General features: G+C 67.8%; 14 protein-coding genes. 4 read left to right on the top strand and 10 right to left on the bottom strand.

All coding sequences use genetic code 11. The features are described from left to right. The 4 genes from HZB86_06470 to HZB86_06455 all read right to left on the bottom strand — a co-directional run. A partial coding sequence (locus HZB86_06470) for an aminotransferase class I/II-fold pyridoxal phosphate-dependent enzyme (protein ID MBI5905181.1) occupies positions 1–735 on the bottom strand: 735 nt, incomplete at its 3' end. 105 nt (positions 736–840) lie between these two features. After that, positions 841–2,565, bottom strand: a complete 1,725-nt coding sequence (locus tag HZB86_06465; protein MBI5905180.1) for a GAF domain-containing protein — start codon at positions 2,563–2,565, stop codon at positions 841–843. Between the two features lie 86 nt (positions 2,566–2,651). Next, positions 2,652–3,830 carry an acetyl-CoA C-acyltransferase gene (locus HZB86_06460; GenBank protein MBI5905179.1) on the bottom strand — a complete coding sequence of 393 codons (1,179 nt, stop codon included), beginning with the start codon at positions 3,828–3,830 and terminating at the stop codon, positions 2,652–2,654. Between the two features lie 20 nt (positions 3,831–3,850). Further along, a complete protein-coding gene (locus HZB86_06455; protein ID MBI5905178.1) occupies positions 3,851–6,259 on the bottom strand; it encodes a 3-hydroxyacyl-CoA dehydrogenase/enoyl-CoA hydratase family protein in 2,409 nt (802 codons plus the stop codon). Positions 6,260–6,949: 690 nt separating this feature from the next. On the opposite strand from HZB86_06455, the gene hemW reads away from it, so the two are divergent. Beyond that, entirely contained in the window at positions 6,950–8,104 is a 1,155-nt protein-coding gene (gene hemW / locus HZB86_06450) for a radical SAM family heme chaperone HemW (protein ID MBI5905177.1), read from the top strand. Positions 8,105–8,108: 4 nt separating this feature from the next. Here hemW and HZB86_06445 read toward each other — a convergent pair whose 3' ends face one another. Then, positions 8,109–8,675 (bottom strand): hypothetical protein, encoded by a 567-nt coding sequence (locus HZB86_06445; protein ID MBI5905176.1) that lies wholly within the window; start codon positions 8,673–8,675, stop codon positions 8,109–8,111. A gap of 186 nt (positions 8,676–8,861) precedes the next feature. Between HZB86_06445 and HZB86_06440 the strand changes: the two genes are divergently transcribed. Both HZB86_06440 and HZB86_06435 read left to right on the top strand, forming a co-directional pair. After that, positions 8,862–10,196 carry an HD domain-containing protein gene (locus HZB86_06440; GenBank protein ID MBI5905175.1) on the top strand — a complete coding sequence of 445 codons (1,335 nt, stop codon included), beginning with the start codon at positions 8,862–8,864 and terminating at the stop codon, positions 10,194–10,196. Further along, a complete protein-coding gene (locus tag HZB86_06435) occupies positions 10,193–10,813 on the top strand; it encodes a hypothetical protein (protein MBI5905174.1) in 621 nt (206 codons plus the stop codon). Before HZB86_06440 ends, HZB86_06435 begins: the two co-directional genes overlap by 4 nt. 41 nt (positions 10,814–10,854) lie before the next feature. On the opposite strand, the gene HZB86_06430 is transcribed toward HZB86_06435, so the two are convergent. The 4 genes from HZB86_06430 to HZB86_06415 form a co-directional block, all read right to left on the bottom strand. Then, positions 10,855–14,058, bottom strand: a complete 3,204-nt coding sequence (locus HZB86_06430) for an efflux RND transporter permease subunit (GenBank protein MBI5905173.1) — start codon at positions 14,056–14,058, stop codon at positions 10,855–10,857. Beyond that, positions 14,055–15,245, bottom strand: a complete 1,191-nt coding sequence (locus HZB86_06425) for an efflux RND transporter periplasmic adaptor subunit (GenBank protein MBI5905172.1) — start codon at positions 15,243–15,245, stop codon at positions 14,055–14,057. The genes HZB86_06430 and HZB86_06425 overlap by 4 nt, the downstream gene beginning before the upstream one ends. Next, positions 15,242–16,648 carry a TolC family protein gene (locus HZB86_06420; GenBank protein MBI5905171.1) on the bottom strand — a complete coding sequence of 469 codons (1,407 nt, stop codon included), beginning with the start codon at positions 16,646–16,648 and terminating at the stop codon, positions 15,242–15,244. The genes HZB86_06425 and HZB86_06420 overlap by 4 nt, the downstream gene beginning before the upstream one ends. A 126-nt stretch (positions 16,649–16,774) precedes the next feature. Further along, on the bottom strand, positions 16,775–19,423 hold the full coding sequence (locus HZB86_06415) for an insulinase family protein (protein ID MBI5905170.1): 2,649 nt from the start codon (positions 19,421–19,423) through the stop codon (positions 16,775–16,777). Between the two features lie 229 nt (positions 19,424–19,652). On the opposite strand from HZB86_06415, the gene HZB86_06410 reads away from it, so the two are divergent. Beyond that, positions 19,653–20,411 (top strand): enoyl-CoA hydratase/isomerase family protein, encoded by a 759-nt coding sequence (locus HZB86_06410; protein MBI5905169.1) that lies wholly within the window; start codon positions 19,653–19,655, stop codon positions 20,409–20,411. 169 nt (positions 20,412–20,580) lie between these two features. Here HZB86_06410 and HZB86_06405 read toward each other — a convergent pair whose 3' ends face one another. Continuing rightward, complete coding sequence (locus HZB86_06405; protein MBI5905168.1) at positions 20,581–21,144, bottom strand: hypothetical protein; 564 nt, start codon at positions 21,142–21,144, stop codon at positions 20,581–20,583. Between the last annotated feature and the right edge of the window lie 220 nt (positions 21,145–21,364).

Genomic DNA, 21,364 nt, shown 5'->3' with positions numbered 1-21,364 from the left:
GTGGTACGACGGATCGGGCTCGGTGTACTCGGGGAAGTTCCCGTTCCCCCAGTCGAACTTCCCGGAATCGACCACCACCCCGCCGATCGAAGTGCCGTGGCCGCCGATGAACTTGGTCGCGGAGTGGATGACGACGTCCGCCCCGTGGTCGAACGGGCGCATGAGGAACGGGGTGGGCATCGTGTTGTCCACCACCAGCGGGATCCCCGCGCCGTGGGCGACCGCGGACACCGCGGCGAAGTCGAGGGTGTCGAGCTTCGGGTTCCCCACCGTCTCGGCGAAGATCGCCTTCGTCTTCTTCGTGAGCGCCTTCCGGAAGTTCGCGGGATCCTTCGGGTCCACGAACTTCACGTCGATCCCCATCCGCGGGAACGTGTTGGAGAAGAGGTTGTACGTTCCCCCGTACAGGGACGCGGAGGAGATGATCTCGTCCCCGGACCGGGCGATGTTGAGCAGCGCCAGGGTCTCCGCCGCCTGCCCGGAGGCGACCGCAACGGCCCCCGTCCCCCCTTCGAGCTGCGCGATCCGCTGCTCGAAGACGTCGGTGGTCGGGTTCATGATCCGGGTGTAGATGTTCCCGAACTCCTGCAGGGCGAACAGGCGCGCCGCGTGGGCGGAGTCGTGGAAGACGTACGAGGTCGTCTGGTAGATGGGAACCGCCCTGGCGCCCGTCGTCGGGTCCGCCTTCTGCCCCCCGTGGAGAGCGATGGTTTCCGGTTTGAGTGGAGCGGACATCCTGGATCTCCTTTCGATTCAGGGAATCACGAAAGACGATGTAATTTATAGGGTATATAGATTATAAGTAAGGGGAAATCCTGTCAACCTTTTTCGTGCGGCGGGTCACTCGGACTTCCCGGGCTTCGGAAAACAGGCGATGAACCGGTTCCCGGCTCCCGGCTCGCCGTCCACCCAAATGTATCCCCCGCTCTGCTTCACGAAGCCGTACACCGAGGACAGCTCGAGCCCGGCTCCGGATTCCAGCGGGCGGAGGAACGGATCGAAAACATGGGACCGGGATTCCTTGTCCATCGTCGGACCCGTGTCCCGGACCGACAGGACCAGATATTCGCCCGCCGTAAGGCCCACCTCCGGGGGAGCCTCCCCGGGTAGAAGGTTCGCGTCGAAGGCGCGGATCTCCACCTCGCCCACCCGTTCCATCTCCTCGCACGAGTGGGTCAGGAGCCGGAACAGCATCTGGCGGAACCCTTCCGGGTCGACCCGGAGCACGGATCGCCCGGCGGCCACGGAGAGTGCGATCCCCGGTCCGCAGATCTCCCGCAATCCCGGCTCCATCTCCCGAAGCAGCCCCCCCACCTCCAGCTCCCTGGGGGAGAGCATCTGCTGCCGGCTGTAGGCCAGCAGCTGATTCGTGAGCTCCGCCGCGCGCTGGCCCGACCGGAGCACCTCCTCCGCCATCCTCTTTCGCGGGTCGGCATCGGGCAGCTCCTTCTCGAGAAGGAAGCCGTACCCGTTGATGACGGTCAGCAGGTTGTTCAGGTTGTGCGCGACCCCTCCCGCCAGCTTCGCGACCGACTCCATCCGCTGGGCGCGCCGCAGCCGGACCTCCGCCACCTCGCGGCGATCCTCCTCCCTTCTGCGGGCCGTTTCCGCGCGGAGGGACCGGATGCCGTAGGCGAGGGTGTCGGCGAGCTCCGAGAGGAGCTCGACTTCCTTCCCGGAAAACGCGTCGGGTTCGGACGCGTAGATGTTGAGCGACCCCAGCGGCCTGCCGTCGCGTCCCAGCGGGAAGGCGGCGCTCGAACGAAACCCCCGGGAGAGGGCCTCCTCGCGCCACGGAGCGTACTGGGGATCCGACTGGAGGTTGTGCGCCACGACGGGAGCGCACGAGCGGATGGCGGTTCCGGTAGGACCTCGGCCCCGGGGGGCGTCCGCCCAGGTGATCGAGAGGTTCTGCAGGTACCCGTCCTCGAACCCGGACTGGGCGACCGGACGCACGGTCTTTCCCGGATCGTCCTCCGCGAATCCCGCCCACACGAGCCGGTATCCGCCCACCTCGACGGCGATCCGGCACACCTCGGAGAGCAGCTCCGTCTCGTCCTTCGCGTCGAGAAGGGCCCGGCCGCACCCCCACATCATCCGCAGCGCCCGGTTGAGGTGCCGCTGCGTCCGCTCCTCCTCCCCGGCCCGCTCCTCCACCCGGGCCTCCATCTCGTCCAGGAGGACCTGAAGGGTCTCCTCGGCCTCCTTCCGGCGCGTGATGTCGTTGAGGATGACCACCGTTCCGTCGATCTTCCCGGAGGCGTCGTTCGTCCGCCGCATCTCCACCTGGTAGTGGCAAAGCCCCGCGGGCGTTTCGATCGCCTTCTCGAACCCCCGGGACGGGATGTCGGCCTCGAGGAAGCGGGCCAGATCCTCGGCGAGAACGGGAGGAGGTTCCCCCCGGGGTGCGTTCCCGCGACCCGTCCGCCCCGGCTCGAAGCTTTCGCCGAGCAGCAGGGCGGCGGCGCGGTTCATGTTCTCCAGCCGGCCGTCGCGGTCGAAGAGGAACGCGGGATTGGGAAGATTCCCGAAAACGGAGAGATACCTGTCCTTCCGGAATTTCATCGGAGGAAACCGACCCCCGTTCTCGCCGCCGGACCGCCGGCGGTCGGGTCAGGAAAAGGTGGCTGCTTCCCCGATTCTACGCTCTTTCAGGACCGCTCGAACAGCCCCGCGGCCCCCATCCCGCCCCCGATGCACATCGACACCAGCCCGAGGGCCGCGCCGCGCCGCTTCATCTCGTGGAGGAGCGTGGCGGTGAGCTTTGCGCCCGTGCACCCGAGCGGGTGGCCGAGCGCGATCGCGCCGCCGTTGACGTTCACCCGGTCCGGGTCGAGCGAAAGCTCCCGGATGACGGGGAGCGACTGGGCGGCGAACGCCTCGTTCAGCTCGACCAGGTCGAGCCGGGTGCTCTTGATCCGGACCCGCTTCAGCAGCTTCGGGATCGCCTCGATCGGCCCGATTCCCATGACTTCCGGGGCGACGCCCGCCGCCGCGAACCCGAGGAAGCGCGCCAACGGCTCGACGCCCAGCCCCTTGAGCGCCTTCTCCGACACCACGATCGACGCGGCCGCGCCGTCGCTCATCTGGGACGAATTCCCCGCGGTCACCGTTCCCCGCGCGTCGAAGGCGGGCTTGAGCTTCGCCAGCGCCTCGACCGTGGTGTCCGCCCGGGGCCCCTCGTCGACCTCGAAGACGATCTCCCGGCGGACCGGCTTCCCGGCCTCGTCCTCGCGGAAGACGACGGTCGGGACGGGGACGATCTCGTCGCGGAATTTCCCCGCCCGGATCGCCTCCATCGCCTTGCGGTGGCTGTGGTAGGCGAACTGGTCCTGGTCCTCCCGCGTCACCTGGAACCGGCGGGCGACCTCCTCGGCGGTCAGCCCCATCGGCAGGAACACCTCGGGACGGTTCTCGACGATCTCCGGGTTGAAGGACGGCTTGTTCCCGCCCATCGGGACCATCGTCATCGACTCCGTGCCTCCCGCGACGATCACGTCGGCGAACCCCGCCATGATCCGGTCCGCCGCCATGGCGATCGCCTGGAGCCCCGAGGAGCAGAACCGGTTGACCGTCATCGCGGGGACGCTGTCGGGAAGCCCCGCCTTGAGGGAGCAGATCCGCGCCACGTTCATCCCCTGCTCCCCCTCGGGCATCGCGCACCCCAGGATCACGTCGTCGATGCGCGCCGGGTCGAGGTTGGGCACCTGCGCGAGCGCCCCGCGGATCGCCGCAGCGCCCAGGTCGTCGGGGCGGGTGTCCTTCAGGTTGCCGCGGTACGCCCGGCCCACCGCCGTGCGCACCGAAGAGATGATGTACGCTTTCGTCATCGAAGTATCCTCCCTGCCGCCTAATTCCGCAGCGGCTTCCCCTTCATCAGCATGAACTGGATCCGGGCCTGCGTCTTCTCCTCGGCGCACAATGACATGAACGCCTCGCGCTCCATGTCGAGGAAATCCTGCTCGGAGAGCCTCGTTCCGGGCGGAACGTCGCCGCCGACGAGCACGCGGGCGATCTTCTTCCCGATCTTCTCGTCGTGCTCGCTGATCTGGCCCGCCGCCTTCATCGCGTAGAGCCCGTAGGCGAACGCGGAGAAGGCGGACCGCCCCGGAACGGCGACGTCGGTCCGCGGGCGCGGCGTCTCGTACCCTTCCCTGACCATCCCCAGCACGGTGTTCTTCGCGTCGTGGATCAGGAAGTCGCGCTGGATCGTGATCCGGTCCCAGGGGCGCAGGAACCCGAGCTCGCGGGCCTCCTTCGCCGACGTGGAGACCTTCGCCATCCCCGCCGTCTCGAACGCCTTCCGGAGGAACGGCATCGGGTCGGCGGAGACCCCGTCCGGAATCGCATCGAGGTGGCGGATCGCGAGTTCCTTCAACCCCCCGCCGGCGGGCAGCAGGCCGACGCCCACCTCCACCAGCCCCATGTACGTCTCGGCGGCGGCGCGGATCCGGTCGGCCCCGAGGCAGATCTCGGTCCCGCCGCCCAGCGCCATGCCGGCCGGGGCCGCGACGACCGGCCGCCCGGAGTACCGCAGCCGCATGCAGGCGTCCTGGAACGCCTTGACCATCCTCTCGATGTCGTCGAACTGCCTGTTCTGCGCGGCCAGGAAGACCATCATCAGGTTCGCCCCGGCGCAGAAATGGTCCGCGTGGTTGGCGATCACGAGCCCGGCGTACTCCTTCTCCGCCAGCTCCACGCCCTCGTTCATCATCGATACGATGTCGCCGTCGATCGCGTTCATCTTCGTGTGGAACTCGAGGCACAGCACGCCGTCGCCGATGTCGTAGAGCGTCGCCCCGGCGTTTTTCCGCACCACCTTCTTCCGGTCGGCGAGGGACGGGAGGAAGATCACGTCCGGCGAGACCGGCGCGGGGAGGTACCCGCCCTTTTCGAAGTCGTAGAACTCGAGGGTCCCCTCGACGCGGCGGTAGAAGGAGGAGGCGCCGGAGGCGAGCATCCGCTCGACGTTGCCCGGGACCGCCCTCCCCTCCCCCTTCATGCGGGCGACCGATTCGGCCACTCCCACGGCGTCCCACGTCTCGAACGGCCCGAGGGTCCAGTTGAAGCCCCACTTCATCGCGTTGTCGACGTTGTACACGTCTCCGGCGATCTCCGGGATCCGCTTCGCCGAGTAGATCAGGGATTCGGCGAGGACGTCCCAGGCGTACTTCGCCGCCTTGTCGTCCCCCGAGACGACCTTCCGGATCCGCGGGCCGACCTCCTCTTCGCCCTTCGCGGCGTCGAGGGAGGCGAAGGAGACCTTCCCCGCCGGCCGGTAGTCGACCGCGTTGTAGTCGAGGACGAACTTCCGCTTGTTCTCCCCCTTCCCTTCCATCTTGAAGAAGCCGGCGCCCGACTTTCGGCCGAGCAGCCCCCGCTTCACCATCTCCTTCACGAACGGCGGGGGGAGGAACCGGTCGCGGTCCGGGTCGCCGGGGAGGTTCGAATACACGTTGTCGGCGACGTGGAGGAGCGTGTCGAGCCCCACGAGGTCGGCGGTGCCGAAAGCGGCGGACTTGGGACGCCCCATCGCGGGGCCGAGCACCTTGTCGACCTCCTCGATCGTGAGGCCGTCGCGGACCATCGCGTGCATCGCGTACATCATCGCGTACACCCCGACCCGGTTTCCGACGAAGTTCGGCGTGTCCTTTCCGTGGACGATCCCCTTCCCCAGCACCCGCTCGCCGAACTCCGCCATGCCGGAGACGATCTCCGGGTCGGTGTCCGTCCCCGCCACGAGCTCGAGGAGCTTCATGTACCGGACCGGGTTGAAGAAGTGGGTGACGAGGAAGTGGCGGCGGAACGCCTCGCTCCGCCCCTCCATCATCCCGGCGATCGAAATGCCGGAGGTGTTCGACGAAACGAGGGTCCCCGGCTTCCAGATCGCCTCGATCCGGGCGTAGAGCGACTGCTTGATCGCGAGGTTCTCGACGACCACCTCGACGATCCAGTCGCACTCCGCGATCTTCCCGAAGTCGTCCTCGAAGTTGCCGATGGCGATCATCCCGATGTCCTTGCGCGAGTAGAGGAGCGACGGGCGGCTCTTCCGGATCGTCTCGAGCCCCTTGAGGGCGAAACGGTTGCGGAAGGCCGGGCTCTTCTCCGTCAGTCCCTTCTTCCTCTCGTCGTCGGACAGCGCGGGCGGGACGATGTCGAGCATGAGGCAGGGGATGCCGGCGTTGGCCATGTGCGCGGCGATGCCGGAACCCATCACGCCGGCGCCGAGGACGGCCACCCTGCGGATTTTCGGGAACATCGGTTCGTACCTCCTGTCGAGTCGGATTCGACCGGGACCGGGGCGAAAATGAATGGTGATTCATCGAACAGCATACCATTAACGCATCGCGGCGGAACGTGTCAACCGGAAAGGACCGCGGCCGGATGTCAGGTCGCACGCCGCGAGGGCGGTCCGCCCCATACGCTCCCTCGAATAGGTGCTTCGTTCCTCGCGGGGGGCTTCCTCTCGGGGACGTTCGCGACCTTCGTCCGCTCACTGCGGGTTCCACTCGACGCAATCTCCGCCTCGCTCCACACGCTGCCCCACCGGGAGAAACCGTATCGGTGGGGTACCCTTCCAGCGGGAAGTACAGGGCCCCCTGCCCCGACACGAGCTTCGCGCCGTCGGGGTACCCCCGCGGAGAAATGCCTCGGGGGCACGAGGAACCCCCCGCTGCGTCACTCCGCACGCCGACATGGGAGCGTACGGAGCAGGGGGTCCCCTGAGCGGAGCCGACAGCGCGGAACCGGCGGAGAACCCGCACTATTGATGAAATAGATGTGTTCGGGGCGAGAAGGCTGACCGAAGGGCGGGGAGAGTAGCGCATACCACGTTCGCTGTTCGGAGACGGGGAGCCTGTCGGCGCATGCGAACGGGGAGCCCCCTGCTTCGTTGCGACCCGTAATCCGCGTAGTTGCCGACCACAAGCGCTTGGCGGAGAATGGGGCGATGCGGGGGATCTACGTACACGTTCCGTTCTGCGCGCGGAAGTGCGGGTATTGCGACTTCTACTCCGTGGTGTCCGGCGAGGAGGCGAAGGATGGGTTCGCGGGCCTCGTCGCGCGGGAGATCGAACTCCTGCTGCGCGACCATCCCTCCGAGGCGGATGTCCCGGCCGACACGGTGTACTTCGGCGGGGGGACGCCGACCGTGCTGGGCGCTTCCCGGCTCGTCGCGCTCCTTTCGGCGATCCGGCGACGGCTCCCTCTCGCGGACGGATCGGAGATCACCGTCGAGGCGAACCCGGGGACCGTGACGGGGGACGACTTCCTCCGGCTTCGCGACGGCGGGTTCACCCGCGTGAGCCTCGGGGTCCAGTCGTTCCGCCCCGCGACGCTATCGGCGCTCGGCCGGATCCATTCGGTCGATGACGTGCGCGCGGCGTACCGGGACGCGCGGAGGGCGGGTTTTTCCTCCGTGGGGATCGACCTCATCTTCGGAAACCCGGGGCAGTCGCAAGACGACTGGCAGGCCGATCTCGATCGGGCAGTCACGTTCCTTCCGGACCACATCTCCGCGTACGCCCTCGCCCCCGAGCCGGGAACGCCGATCCACGGATCGATCGCGCGCGGGGAGATCGCCCTGCCGGACGACGACGCGGTCGCCCGGATGTACGAAGCGGCGCGGGAGACGTTCTCCGCCACCGGGTACCGCCATTACGAGATCTCGAACTTCTCCCGGCCGGGGAAGGAGTGCCGCCACAACATGAAGTATTGGCGCCGGGAAGGGTATCTCGGCCTCGGCCCTTCGGCCCACGGCCTGTTCTTCCCGAAAGCAACGGGACCGTGGGGCGTCCGGACCGAGAACCCGCCGTCCCTGGACGAGTACTCCCGCGTCCTGGGCGAGGGGCGACTCCCCTGGTCGCACGTCGAAAGCGGCGACCGGGATCGGGCGTGGATCGATTTCCTGATCTTCGGGCTGCGGCTTCAGGAGGGGATTTCCCTCGTGGAGGGGGAGAAACGGCACGGCCCCCCGCCTTCGGCGCTGCGGGGGGCCGTGGACCGGCTAATCGACTCCGGGATGCTTCTGCGCGAGGCGGACCGGATCCGGATACCGGAGAATCACTGGTTCGTGTCGAACGAAATTCTCCGGCGGATCACCTGAGCGGTCAATCCCTGCGGCCACGGCCGTGACCGCGGTCGTCTTCGTGGCCGCCGCGCCGCTCCTCTTTCCACTCGTGCTTCCCTTCCTTGCGGCGCTCCTTCTCCCGCTCCTTCCACTCCTTCTCCCGCTCCTTCTCCCACCGGCGGTGCGCCTTCCGGTTGTCGCGGTCCCACCGCTCGTGGTCCTTCTTCCACTGACCGTACGGAACGTGGCGCTCGCGACCCCACCGGTCGCGGTAATCCCGCGGGACGTACACGACCGCCCGCGGCACGTGGCGGTGCTCGATCACGACCCACGGCCCGTTGTACGCCCTGGACCGGTACCACCGCTCGCCCCGCGGCGACCACCAGTACCCGCCGTAGAAGAAGACCTCCACCTTCGGGTCGGGGACGAAGTGGACCCGGGATTCGGGGATCATCACCACCGCGGGCGGTTCCGCCACCACGATCGGCGGGGGTCCCAGGTTGATGTTGACGCTCACCTCGGCGCGCGAAGCCCCGGCCGCTCCGAACGACAGGAGGACCGCCGACCCGACCAGCGACAGGAACATGGACTTCAGGGGGGATCTCATCCGCCACCTCCGTGATCTGGATTCCCGGGTATGACGTCCAGGGGGTCCCGATTCTTCACGACGGGATCCTTTGCTACCCGGGGGGCATCCATATAATATATCTTCCTTGAAGAGACCCGCATGAAGAATGTAGAAGCCATCCGGCCGGTGGGGCAGGGCAAGGGACGGTTTTCCCCCGGGATCCGAATGAAACTGTTCGGTTTCCTCCTCCCCCTGGTCTTCCTGCTCATCGTCACCGTGGCCTGGGCGGTCACCGGGATCACCGACTTCGCCCTGCGCAGGGACCTCCTGCAGCGGGGCGCCGCCATCTCCCGCGTGGTGGCCCTTTCCGCGGGGTACTCCCTGCTGTCGAACGACCGCCTCGGCCTCGACCGGCTGGCCGCGGAGACCCGCGCGAGCGCCCCCGACATCGCCTTCGTCTCGATCCGGGATGCCGGGGACGTGATCGTCGCCCACGACCGGGTCGGGGAGCGCGGGAAGCCGTTCGAACCGTCCGCGCGGCAGACCGCCCTCGGCACCTTCTCCGACACCCGGGCCGACGAGGTGATCCGGGGCGGGCGCACCCTGATGGAGTTCAACACGCCGATCCGGTTCGCCGGAAAGAACGTGGGGACCGCGACCCTGGCCCTCACCACGGAGACGCTCGCGGCCGCGCACCGCTCCATCCACCGCGCCATCATCATCGCCGCGTCGGTCATCCTCGGTCTGGCGTTCTTCGGCACGCTGCTGCTGGCGTCCCTCATCACCACGCCGGTCAAGCGTCTCCACGAGGGAGTCCTCTCGCTGGGAAGGGGGGAGGGGTTCCGGCCCATCCCGGAAGCCGGCACCGACGAACTGGCCGACCTCACCCGGAACTTCAACCGGATGGCGGAGACGATCCTGGCCCAGAAGAGCGGCCTCGAGAAGCAGGCCCGCCAGCTCGAGGAGGCGTACATCGGCATGGTCCGCGTCATCGCCGCGTCGCTGGACGCGCGCGACCCGTACACGCTGGGACACTCCACCCGCGTCGCCCGGCTCTCCTGCGAGCTGGGACGGCGACTCGGGATGGACGAGGCCGAGCTGACCGACCTCGAGCGCGCGGCGATCTTCCACGACCTCGGGAAGATCCAGACCCCGGACGACGTGCTCCGGAAGGAGGAGCGCCTCTCCCGCGACGAGGAGGAGCGGATGCGGAGCCACCCCACGGACGGCACCGACATCCTCCGGATGGCGCCGTTCCTCCACCGGTACATCCCGGTGGTCCGCGCGCACCACGAATGGTACAACGGGGAGGGGTACCCGGACGGGAAGAAGGGGGACGACATCCCGATCCACGCGCAGATCATCGCGCTGGCGGACGCGTTCGACGCGATGACGACCGATCGGCCGTACCGGCAGGCGCTCGACACGGAGGACGCGCTCGAGGAGATCCTACGGTTCAGCGGCACGCAGTTCTCCCCGTCGCTGGCCGGGGCGTTCGCGAAGATGGTCCGTGAGCTTCCCCCGGCGGACGAGACCACCCTGAAGAGCATGGCGCTTTGAGGATCCGCCGCCGCCGCCGCGGGATCCCGCTGCTGCTTCTCGCCTGCCTTGCGTTCACCGGCTGCGCCTGGCTGAAGAGCAAGTCGCCGTGGATCACGCCCTCGAAGCCCCCCGCACCCGTCTCCCCTCCTCCGGTATCGATGGCCGACAAGACGTTCGCGGAAGGGATGGCGGCGCTGCAGGAGGGAGGGCATGAGCTCGCGCTGGAGCGGTTCACCGCCGCGTGGAAGGAGCAGCCGGGGCACGCCGGGGTGGCCCGGGAATTCGAGGGGGCGCTCCAGGCGCTCAAGAAGAACGGCGACGCGGCGTACGCGCAGGGGAAGTGGGAGGACGCCGGGAGGCGGTGGATGGGAACCCTTCGCCACATCGGGCACCCTGCCGTCCGGGCGAAGGAGATTCCGTTCACGCGCGCGGAAATCCAGGCCCTGCTCGACCGGCTCTCGGCGAATCTGATGGCGAAAGGGCTCCTCGAGTATCGAAAGGGGAACATCGAGGCGGCCATCCCCCAGTGGAAGACGATCCTGTCGTACGACCCGTCCAACGAGGAGGCGTCCCGCTCCGTCCGGACCGCGGCCAAGCAGCTCGAGAACCTGAAGAAGATCCCCGCGACGCGATAGCCGGGCTCAGGGACGCCCCATCCCTTCCGCTGGAAGTGCCCTTATCCGGCGTGCCTGCGGCTCTCGCTCATGAAGAAGAGGATCGGCACCGTCATCCGCGACAGCAGCAGCGACGCCACCTCCCCCGCCATCAGAGAGATCGCCAGCCCCTGGAAGATGGGGTCGAACAGGATGACCGACGCCCCCACGATCACCGCCGCGGCCGTCAGCAGCATCGGGCGGAACCGCACGGCGCCGGCGTCGATCACCGCCTGGTCGAGCGGCATCCCCTGCGCCAGGCGCAGCTCCACGAAATCCACGAGGATGATCGAGTTCCGCACGACGATCCCGGCCCCCGCGATGAACCCGATCATCGAGGTGGCGGTGAAGAAGGCCCCCATCAGCGCGTGCGCGGGGAGGATCCCCACGAGGGAGAACGGGATCGCGGCCATGATCGCGACCGGCGTGCGGAACGACTGGAACCACCCGACCACCAGGATGTAGATCAGCACGAGCACCGCGGCGAACGCCAGCCCCAGGTCGCGGAACACCTCGTAGGTGATGTGCCACTCGCCGTCCCACTTCATCGCGATCTTCCGGTCGCTCTCCGGCTGGGCCGCCACGTGCCGCTCGAGCCGGTACCCGCCGGGGAGCGTAAACCGGTCGAGCTCCCTGTCGATGGACAGGATGGCGTACACGGGACTTTCCACCGCGCCGGCCACGTCGGCGGTCACGTACACCACGGGCATCAGGTTCTTGTGGTAGATGCTCTTCTCCGCCGTCTCCTCGACGACCCGGGCGAGTTCGCCCAGCGGGACGAGGTTCCCCTGGCGGCCCATCACCCGGACCTGCTTCAGGCTCTCCAGCTTCGACCGGTCCGCCCGCGGGAGCCGCAGGACGATCGGGACGTCCTCCTTCTCCCCCGCCCGGTGGAGCAATCCGGCGCCCGCCCCGTCCACGGCGAGACGCAGCGTCTCGGCCACCTGCTCCGTGGAGACGCCGTTTACGGCGGCCTTCGCCGAGTCGACCTCGAACCGGTACCGCGGCTGGTCGTCCTCCACGTACCAGTCGACGTCGACGACTCCTTCCGTCCCGGAAAGAATCTCCCGGACCTTGCGCGCCACCTCGATCTGCCCGGCGTAGTCGGGGCCGTACACCTCGGCCACCAGCGTCTGGAGGACCGGAGGCCCCGGGGGGACCTCGGACACCTTCACGTTCGCGCCGTAGCGCGCGGCGGCCGCCCGGATCGCCGGCCGGACCCGTTTGGCGATGTCGTGGCTCTGGGCCTTGCGCTCCCCCTTCGGAACGAGGTTCACCTGGAGGTCGGCCACGTTCGGGCCGCGCCGGAGGAAGTAGTGCCGCACCAGCCCGTTGAAGTTGTACGGGGAGGAGGTCCCGACGTACATCTGGTAGTTCAAGACTTCGGGGACCGCCGCCACGACGGCGCCGATCTCCCGCGTCGCCGCCGCGGTGCGCTCGAGCGTCGAACCTTCCGGCATGTCGACCACCACCTGGAATTCGCTCTTGTTGTCGAACGGGAGCATCTTCACCTGCACCCAGCGGAGCGCGACGAGCGACGCGGAACCGAGCAGCAGGACGACGACCAGGGACAGGAAGCCGTACCGCCATGCGGGCCTGTGGAGAAGGCGCCCCATCACCTCGCGGTAGAGAAGGGTCGTCCTCCCCTCGACCGCGTGATCCTGCGCCCCGGCGTCCTTCCGGAGCAGGCGTACCCCGGCCCAGGGAGTGACGACGAAGGCGACGAGGAGCGAGAAGAGCATCGCCGCCGTGGCGCCCACCGGGATCGGCCGCATGTAGGGGCCCATCAGCCCCCGGACGAACGCCATCGGGAGGATCGCCGCGATGACGGCGAAGGTGGCGAGGATCGTGGGGTTCCCCACCTCGTCCACCGCCTCGACGGCGATTTCGGTCACGGAGCGGCCCCGGTTTTCCGGAAGCCGGTAGTGGCGGACGATGTTTTCGACCACGACGATCGCGTCGTCCACGAGGATGCCGATGGAGAATATCAGCGCGAAGAGCGTCACCCGGTTCAGCGTGTACCCGGTGAGGTAGAAGACGGTTAGGGTGAGGGCGAGGGTCACGGGGATGGCGGTCGCCACGATCCCGGCCTCGCGGAACCCGAGGGTGATCCAGATGAGGATCGACACCGAGACGACGGCGATCAGCATGTGAAGGAGGAGCTCGTTCGACTTCTCCGCGGCCGTCTCGCCGTAGTTCCGCGTGACCGACGCCTGAACGTCGGCCGGGACGAGGGTCCCTCTGAGCGCTTCGATCTTCGCGAGGACCCGGTCCGCCACGATCGTCGCGTTCGTCCCCTTCCGCTTGGCGACCGAGAGCGTCACGGCGGGGCGCGCCGCGACGTCGCCCGCCTTCGCCGCGGCCCCGTTCCCGAAGAAGACGTAGTCGACCGGCTCCTCCGGCCCGTCCAGGATCTGCGCCACGTCCCGGAGATAGACGGGACGTCCCCCCGCGACGCCCGCCACCACCTGTCCCACGTCTTCGGCCGTGCGCAGCAACCCGCCCGTCTCGACCCGGAACTCCCGGTTCCCCGCCGCGACGCTCCCGGAGGAGAGCTGCCGGTTCGCCTGCAGCACCATTCCCGCGAGGCCGGCCGGGGCGACGCCGCGCGCCGCCATCCGGGCCGGGTCGAGCAGCACCCGGAGATGGCGTCGCTGGCCGCCGATGATCTTCACTTCGGAGACGTCGGGGACCGATTTCACCTGGTCGTGGAGCTGCTGCGCGATCCGTCGCAGGGAGAACGGGTCGTGGCGGTCGGAGGAGAGCGTGACCGCGAGAATCGGGACGTCGTCGATGGAGCGGGGCTTGACCAGCGGCTTCGTTGCGCCGGGCGGGATCAGATCGAAGTTCGCGTACATCTTCTGGTTCAGGCGGACGATGCTCTTCTCCTCGTCCTCCCCCACCTTGAACCGGACGACCGCCATCGACTGCCCGGGCGACGTCGTGGAGTAGATGTACTCCACCCCCGGGATCTCCCACAGGAGCTTCTCCATCGGCCGGGTGACCCGGTTCTCCACCTCGCTCGCCGACGCCCCGGGCATCTGCACGAAGACGTCGACCATCGGCACCACGATCTGCGGCTCCTCCTCCCGCGGAAGGAGCAGCACGGCGCCCACGCCGAGCAGGACCGAAGCGATGACGACCAGCGGCGTCAGGCGGGACCCGATGAAGGCGGCCGCGATCCGGCCGGCGATCCCGCGGGTACGGTGCGGACCGGAGGAGTTCACCGGCGGACCTCCACCCTCGCGCCGTCGGAGAGGCGATCGACCGGCGACAGGGCGATCCGCGCCCCGTCCTCGATGCCGGAGAGGATTTCCACCAGGTCCCCCGACTCCGCGCCGAGGGTTACGACCGAAAGGCGCGCCACGTTGTCCGGGACGCCGACCGTGAACAGTCCGTCGGAACCGCCGGCGCGGGTAACGGCCCGCTTCGGAACGGCGAGGACCGGGCCTTTCCCGGCGGAGAAACGGACCTTGCCGGACTGTCCGGACCGGGCGGTCCCCGGGGGGAGATCCGCCTTCACGACGAACGTCCGGGTCGACGGGTCGACGGACGGAACGACCTCGGTGACGACGGCGCGGACCGGTTTCCCCGGGTCGGCGTCGAGGATCACCCGGATCGGCGCGCCCTTCCGGAGCAACGGGAGGTGCGTCTCGGAGACGGCGGCCTCGATGCGGTGCCGGCGCGGATCCTCGATGACGAACAGCGGAACCCCGGGAACGGCCATCGACCCGGCATCCGCGCGCTTCTCGACGACCACCCCGGCGAAGGGAGCGGTCACCTTCGTCCACGCGACGGCGGCCCTCGCGGCGTCGGCCTGCCCGCGGGCCTGGGCGACCTTCGCTCCCGCCTGCACCCTCCTCTGCTGCGCCCGCTCGAGGTCCTTCACCGCCAATGTGCGCCGCATCTCGACCTCGTCGAACTCCTGCTGCGTGACCACCTTCCCGTCCAGCAGCTTCCGGTACCGTCCGTACGTCTTCTCCGCGAGGGCCAACCCGGCCTCCGCCTGGGAAACGGCACGGTCGGCCTCTTCGGCGGCCGCCTCGGCTTCCGCGACCGACCCTTCCGCCGCGGCGAGCTGCGCGCGGACCGTCGCGTCGTCGATCGTCGCGAGGATCGCCCCGGCCTGCACCATCGACCCCTCCACGACCGGTACCGCGGTCAGTCGCCCCATCACCTGCGGCGCGACCGACGCGGTCGCCTTCGCGCGGACCGTCCCGATCGCCTCGGCCGTCGTCTCCCGGACCGACGGGCGGACCACGATCACCTCGACGTCCCGCACCACGGGACGCGGCGAGGGAAGAGCCGGTTTCTCCTTCCCGCCGCAGGAGGATAGAAGCAGGAGCACCGAAACCGCCGCGACGGCCACCGCCGCCCGCTTGCCGATCGAAGACATCGTCGTCGCCCCGTTCACCGGATCCTCTCCTTTCCGTCTCCCCCGGACGCCGCGGCGAAGGCGAGCAGCCCGCCGGAGGCGTACAGCCGTTGCGCGCGGGAGAGCCGCACGTCGTTTTCCGCGCGGACCCATTCGGCGCGCGCGGCGTCCAGGGCCGTCTGCGCGTCCAGGAGATCCGCCATCCGGCCGAGCTGATTCTCGTACCGGGACTTGAGAAGGCGCACCCCCTCCTCCGCGGAGGCAAGCGCGGCGCGCGCGATCTCCGCGCGGAGGCCGGCCTCCCGCACCCCGAGGGCGGCCCGGGCGGCCTCGAACGCCGCCCGGTCCCGCATTCCGCGGTACAGCGCCTGCGCCCGCCTCCGCTCGGCGCCGGCCTTCGCGATCTCCGCCTCCCGGCGCATCCCGTCGAACAGATTCCACGTCAGCCCCACGCCGACTTTCCACGTCCGGTTGTCGGAGGAAAACGGGGACTCTTCCCCGTCCACCTGGTACGCCGCCGCAAGCCCGACCACCGGCAGGTAACCCGACCTCCCGAGGCGGATGCCGCTCCCGGCGTTCTCCACGCGCAGCGACATGGCGCGCAGGTCCGGCCGGCCGCCCGGCGCCTCCGTTCCCGGGCCGGCGGTCTCCGGTTCGGGAAACTCGGGCATGGCGCCGCCCGCATCCACCGGGGGCGCTCCCGGCTCCCCCATCGCGAGGGAGAGCCCGCGGCGCGCCAACTCCAGCCGGCTCTCCGCCGTCACCTTCCCGCTCTCCGCCGCCGCGACCGCCACCTTCGCCCGGAGGACGTCGGACGCTAGCCCCATTCCCGCCGCTTCAAGGCTCTCCGCGATCCGCAGGTGCTCCCGCGCGTCGGCCACACCCTGAACCGCCACCTCGATGAACCGCCGCGCCGTCAGGACGTCGAGGTAGGACGACACGACCGCGAATACCGCGTCCTCCCTCCTTCGCCGGAGATCGAGGGACTTCGCGTCGGCTTCCCGCCGGGCCATCCCGTAGCCGATCCACGCCTTCGGAGCGAACAACGGCTGGTCGAGTGTGACCGCGGCGATGAAATCGTTCCGCGGCGGAGGGCTGTTGAAGTTCCGCACGTCGAGGAAATCGGACGCGGCAAGCTTCTCCTGGTTCATCTTGAGGGCGAACGCCTCGCCGGGAACCGAGGTACGGACGAATTCCTCCCTGAACCGGAGGGCGGGGAGAAGGTTTCCCCGGGCGGCCGCCACGTCGTTTCGCGCGGCGGCCGCCTCCTCCGCCGCAACCGAGACGAACGCGTTGCCTTCGAGGGCCCGGGCGACCGCCTGGGGAAAATCGACCGCCTCCATGGCGAAAGCCGCCGGCGCGAGGGGTGAAGCGGATGCGGCGAGGGAGATCATCGCCCCGAACAGGGCAACGAGAGGAACCGACCGGGAAACCTTTGCCATCCTCGGACCTCCTTGTTCGCAATACAACGTTGCAGGCAGGAAGATGGCGGCAACAATTTATGGCGGAATAGCGCCTCTTCCTTTCCTTATCGTGTTGAAACGCATCTTGCGTGCCATGGAGTACGCCTATTTCCCCCGAAGGATCGCGATCGTGTACTTTTCGACGTCGAGGACGGTGGCGGCGAGCCGGTTCACCTCGGACAACGTCACCGCGGCGATCTTCTCCGGCGCCGCGAAGGTCTCCTCGTACCCGACTCCGTACAACTCGTTATAAACCATCTTGTCGGCGTACGAGGAGTTGCTCTGCAGGCCGATCTCGTAGCTGCCGATCATCCACTTCTTCGCCCGGTCGAGCTCTTCCTGCGTGACCCCGTCCCGCTTCACCTCGCCGATCTCCTTCAGGGTGTCCTCGATCGCGCCGTCGAGCTTCTCGGCGCTGGTCCCCATGTAGAAGGCGAAGAATCCCGGGTCGACCTGCTCCGAGGAGAAGGAGGTGACCGAATACGCCAGCGACTTCCTGTCCCGCAGGTTGACGAAGAGCCGGCCGCCCATTCCGGCCAGCGCCGATCCGAGGACGTCTAGCGCGTACCGGTCCGGGTCGGTGAACCGGGCCCCCGGGTAGCCGATCACGAAGTGCGCCTGCTGCTTCTCCCGCCGTTCCTCGACCCTGCGGATCGCGTCGAGCGGGGCCACCGGCAGGGCGCCCAGCGGACGGTACGAAGGCCGCGGCGGGAAATCCCCGAACGCCTGGCGGACCGCGTCCAGCGCTTCCGCCGCGCCGATGTCTCCCGACACCGATATCACCATGTTTCGCGGATCGGCCCACCGCTCGTAGAAGCCTTTCAGGTCCGCCGGCGTCATCGAGAGGACGGAATTCTCGGTTCCGGCCGGATTCCGCGCGTACGGGTGGTCGCCGTAATGGGCGCCGAGGAAGAGGAGGAACGTCCATTGGGTCAGCTGGTCCTTCTGCTGCTTGAGCGCCCCCAGCGTTTCCCGCCGCTTCTTCTCCAGCTCCTCCGCCGGGAAGGCGGGCTCGCGGAGCGATTCGGCGAACAGGCGGAACCCCGTCTCGAAGTCCCGGCGCAGGAATTTTCCCTGCAGGCCGAACGAGTTCCTCCCCGAATAGCCGGAAAGTTCGGCCCCCATGTTCTCGATCGCCTCCGATATGTCGCGCGCCGAGCGGCGATTCGTGCCCTTCGTCAGCATCCCCGCGGTCAGGCTGGAAACCCCCCCCTTCTCCTTCGGCTCCCCGCGGACCCCCGCAAGGAACCCGGCCTCCACCGCGACCACGGGCACCGCGCGGTTCTCCCGCACGATCACCCGGATCCCGTTTTGCAGGACCTCCTTCACGACGGACGGCTTCCTCTCCGCGCCCGGGGGCGGGGCGAAGGCGGCTTCCCGCGCCTCGCGGACGATCACCCGGACGTCCTCCCCGGTGAGGACCCCCGCCTGCCCCGAAGGAAGGACCGCCGCGACGGTCAGGTTCTCCGGGACGAGATACTTCCCCGCGACCGCGTGGATGTCCTCCGCGGTCACCGCGCGGATCTTCCGAAGGTAGATCCGCTCGAACGACGCGTCGTTCAGGGTGGTTTCATAGAATCCCACGTGGCGGGCCAGGGCGGACTGCGACTCGAGCGAATAGAGGAAGTCGGTCTCGGTGGAGGTCTTGGCGCGCGAAAGCTCGGGGCCTTCCGGGGGGGCGGCGGCGGCCCGGAACGTCGTAAGGAGCATCTCCCGCAACGCCTCCTTCGCCTTGTCGGGGGACAGCGTCCCCCCGACGAAGAGGAGCCCCGGGTCCCTCGGCGTGTACGCCGACGCGTACACCGAGTCGACCAGCCCTTTCCGGTCCTTGACCTGGCGGTACAGCCGCGACGTCTCGCCGTTGCCGAGGATCATCGACAGGAGGTCCCACGCGTAGACGTCCGGGTCGGACATCGACGGCCCGTGGAACCCCATCTCCAGGTACACCCGGCGGGCGTCCTTCTCCTTCAGGACCACGCGCAACCCGTCCTGCCGAGGCTCCGCGGGGAGCTTCACCTCCGGTACGGGGCGCGATGGAAGCCTGCCGAACGTCCTCTCGATCATCGGGCGGGACGCCTTCGGGTCCACCCCGCCGGCGATCACCAGGACCATGTTCCCCGGGACGTACCAGGTGTCGAAGTAGTCGACCAGGTCGTCCCGCGTGGTCTTCCGGATGGTGTCCACGTACCCGATGACCGGCCGGCCGTACGGGTGGACCCGGTACGACTCGCGGAACAGGGCCTTCGACATCACCCTCCCCGGGTTGTCCTCGTTCATCCGGACCTCCTCGAGGATGACCTCGAGCTCCCGGGAGAGCTCCCCGGCGTCGAAGACCGAGTTCTCCAGCGTGTCGGAGAGGATGTCGAGGGCGTTCTCGAGGAACCGCCCGGAGATCGTGATGTGGTAGACCGTCTGGTCGAAGCTGGTGTAGGCGTTGATCTCGCCGCCCACGCCTTCCACCTCCCGGGCGATCTCGCCCGGCCCCCTGCGCTTCGTCCCCTTGAACGCCATGTGCTCGAGGATGTGGGACATCCCCGCACGGTCCTCCGCTTCGGTGGTGCTTCCCGCCTTGACCCACGCCTGCACCGCCACCACCGGCGACGACGGGTTCGGGCGGATCACCACCGTCAGGCCGTTGCCGAGCACGTATTTTTCGACCAACGCTTCCTCCCCTGCGGAGGGAGTCGCTCCCCCCGCGATCGCGGCGAACAGCGCGGCCGCGGCGATTCCCATCGAAACCGGTCGATATCTCATCGGATGCTCCGTTCCGCGTCGATTCCTTGCCACTCCAATGGATGACGGGTGCCGCCCCGGCGGTTCAGGCCGGTTCGCCCCGGAAAAGGATAACCGATCCGAAGGACGAAGTGGCTCAGTGGATTTCCGGGGGGAACACCCGCAGAGATTCGCAACGTAGTATCCTTTTACGCAGGATCCGGGTATCCGCGTAGGCAGGTTCGGTCGGAACCTTGTCGTTCGACCGGGGATGGATGAGATCATGGGGCTCGTCAAGCAGGAAAACCGGAATAACATCGGCGTACTCCGTTTCGATAACGGAGTGACCAACGCCGTCAGTCCCGATCTGGCAGTGGAGCTGACCGACCTCCTACGAAAGGTCGCCGGCGAATGCAGGGGCATGGTGCTCGCGGGGGGAGAAAAGTTCTTCTGCATCGGGTTCGATCTCCCGAAACTCCTGGAAATGGACCGGGACAGCCTCGGGGATCTGTTCCACCGGTACGACCGGATCCTCCTGGACCTGTACACGCTCCCGATCCCCACCGCTTGCGCCGTGAAGGGCCATTGCATTGGCGCAGGAACCACCTTTCTGCTTGCCTGTGACTACCGGTACGCGGCATCCGGAAGGACGCTGTTCGGCTTGAACGAGATTACCCTGGGGCTCCCGGTTCCGTACCTGGCCGATATGACGCTTCGACAGATCACGGGCGATCGAATTGCCACGGACGTTCTTTATAACGGTGAGCTGTTCGATTCCGTGGAGGCTGAAAGATTCGGGATTCTGAACGAAATCCACCCGAAAGAAGACGTCGAGAGGATCGCACTGGAGAGGATGGAAGGCCTTTGCCGCTTGCCTCCGATGGCTTTTGCCGCGATCAAGGCCAACCGGGTCGAGGCCATTCGTGTCCGACACCGGAAGCATCACGCAGCGAAGATCGAATCGTTGCTCGACTGCTGGTTCGACGGGCGGACCCGTGAACTGCTGCAGGAGGCCGTAAAGAAATTCTAACCGGCATTGCCTCCTTCCTCCTTCGCCTTACTGTCGACGTTCTGCAGGCCGGACCCGGGCAATCCGATTCCCGGCGCCGCAAGCGTGACGAATGTAACCTGCAAGTTGAGAGAGGCAAAGAGATGCTCTCGCCGCCTCTCGAAAGATTACAGAATCATCGTGCCATTCCTCACCTCGGAGACGCGACGCATTCCGCAACGAGGATCTGCTTTCCCCAGGACGGCGAATAGGCTCCCTTAGCCAGTTCGAGGCCTACGACGGCGATCTGTCCGCTCACAGCCTTCCCCAGGATATGCTTCTCAATCTTAAAAAGGGCCGCGTCGGCCGGTAGAGCTGCCGGGTCCGGCGACAGGACGACCGCGGTCAGCTGCGCCGTGTCCAGGTTGCCGGGCTTTAAAAGGGTAGCCATGTGCACCTGGTAATTGATGGCCATGTCCGTGGCGTCCGGCTCACGCCCCCACAATTTGGTCCACCCCGCCGCGAATTTCGAGAGATCCGCATTCCCCCATACCGTCTCGAATGTCACTCCATCCTCAAGCCGCAGGAAATCGAAATACGTCCAGGGATTGGCTTCACTACCGCCCTTGACCACCTTCCAATTGGTGTAATGCGCAATTCCCGGCACGCTGTTGAAAAACGGATTGTCCACCTTGCGCAGCCATGGACCGTACCCGCGCTCTTCCGAATCCGACCGCGGCGTATACGTCAAAAACAGTATCTTGCTGCCGCTCATCCCCTCTTTCCGGTCCTCCTTCGCGAACGCCTCCCGCGGGCCCGAAAGACCCCCAGGCAGCCCCCTCCCGAGCACCCCGGCCGCACCAGCCGCCGTCATTCCCGATAACATGAGGAAATTTCTGCGCGAAACCTTCGCTCCCCTTCCTTGCATCGGATCCTCCTTCTTCTTTTCCGCTCTCCGGCAATAAACGCATGATCCTTGAGCGATATCGTCGTAC

It is taken from the genome of Deltaproteobacteria bacterium (assembly GCA_016234845.1).
In the GTDB taxonomy this organism is placed as follows: Bacteria; Desulfobacterota; Deferrimicrobia; order Deferrimicrobiales; family Deferrimicrobiaceae; genus JACRNP01.
The sequence above is the reverse complement of the archived record's forward strand: the minus strand, read 5'-3'. Positions and strand labels throughout refer to the sequence as shown.

Excerpts from the sequence above, each read along its gene's own strand:
- HZB86_06440 (MBI5905175.1), top strand. The coding sequence starts at position 8,862 with ATGAAACTGTTCGGTTTCCTCCTCCCCCTGGTCTTCCTGCTCATCGTC.
- HZB86_06455 (MBI5905178.1), bottom strand. The coding sequence starts at position 6,259 with ATGTTCCCGAAAATCCGCAGGGTGGCCGTCCTCGGCGCCGGCGTGATG.
- HZB86_06465 (MBI5905180.1), bottom strand. The coding sequence starts at position 2,565 with ATGAAATTCCGGAAGGACAGGTATCTCTCCGTTTTCGGGAATCTTCCC.
- HZB86_06460 (MBI5905179.1), bottom strand. The coding sequence starts at position 3,830 with ATGACGAAAGCGTACATCATCTCTTCGGTGCGCACGGCGGTGGGCCGG.
- HZB86_06415 (MBI5905170.1), bottom strand. The coding sequence starts at position 19,423 with ATGAGATATCGACCGGTTTCGATGGGAATCGCCGCGGCCGCGCTGTTC.
- hemW (MBI5905177.1), top strand. The coding sequence starts at position 6,950 with ATGCGGGGGATCTACGTACACGTTCCGTTCTGCGCGCGGAAGTGCGGG.
- HZB86_06420 (MBI5905171.1), bottom strand. The coding sequence starts at position 16,648 with ATGGCAAAGGTTTCCCGGTCGGTTCCTCTCGTTGCCCTGTTCGGGGCG.
- HZB86_06410 (MBI5905169.1), top strand. The coding sequence starts at position 19,653 with ATGGATGAGATCATGGGGCTCGTCAAGCAGGAAAACCGGAATAACATC.
- HZB86_06445 (MBI5905176.1), bottom strand. The coding sequence starts at position 8,675 with ATGAGATCCCCCCTGAAGTCCATGTTCCTGTCGCTGGTCGGGTCGGCG.
- HZB86_06405 (MBI5905168.1), bottom strand. The coding sequence starts at position 21,144 with ATGAGCGGCAGCAAGATACTGTTTTTGACGTATACGCCGCGGTCGGAT.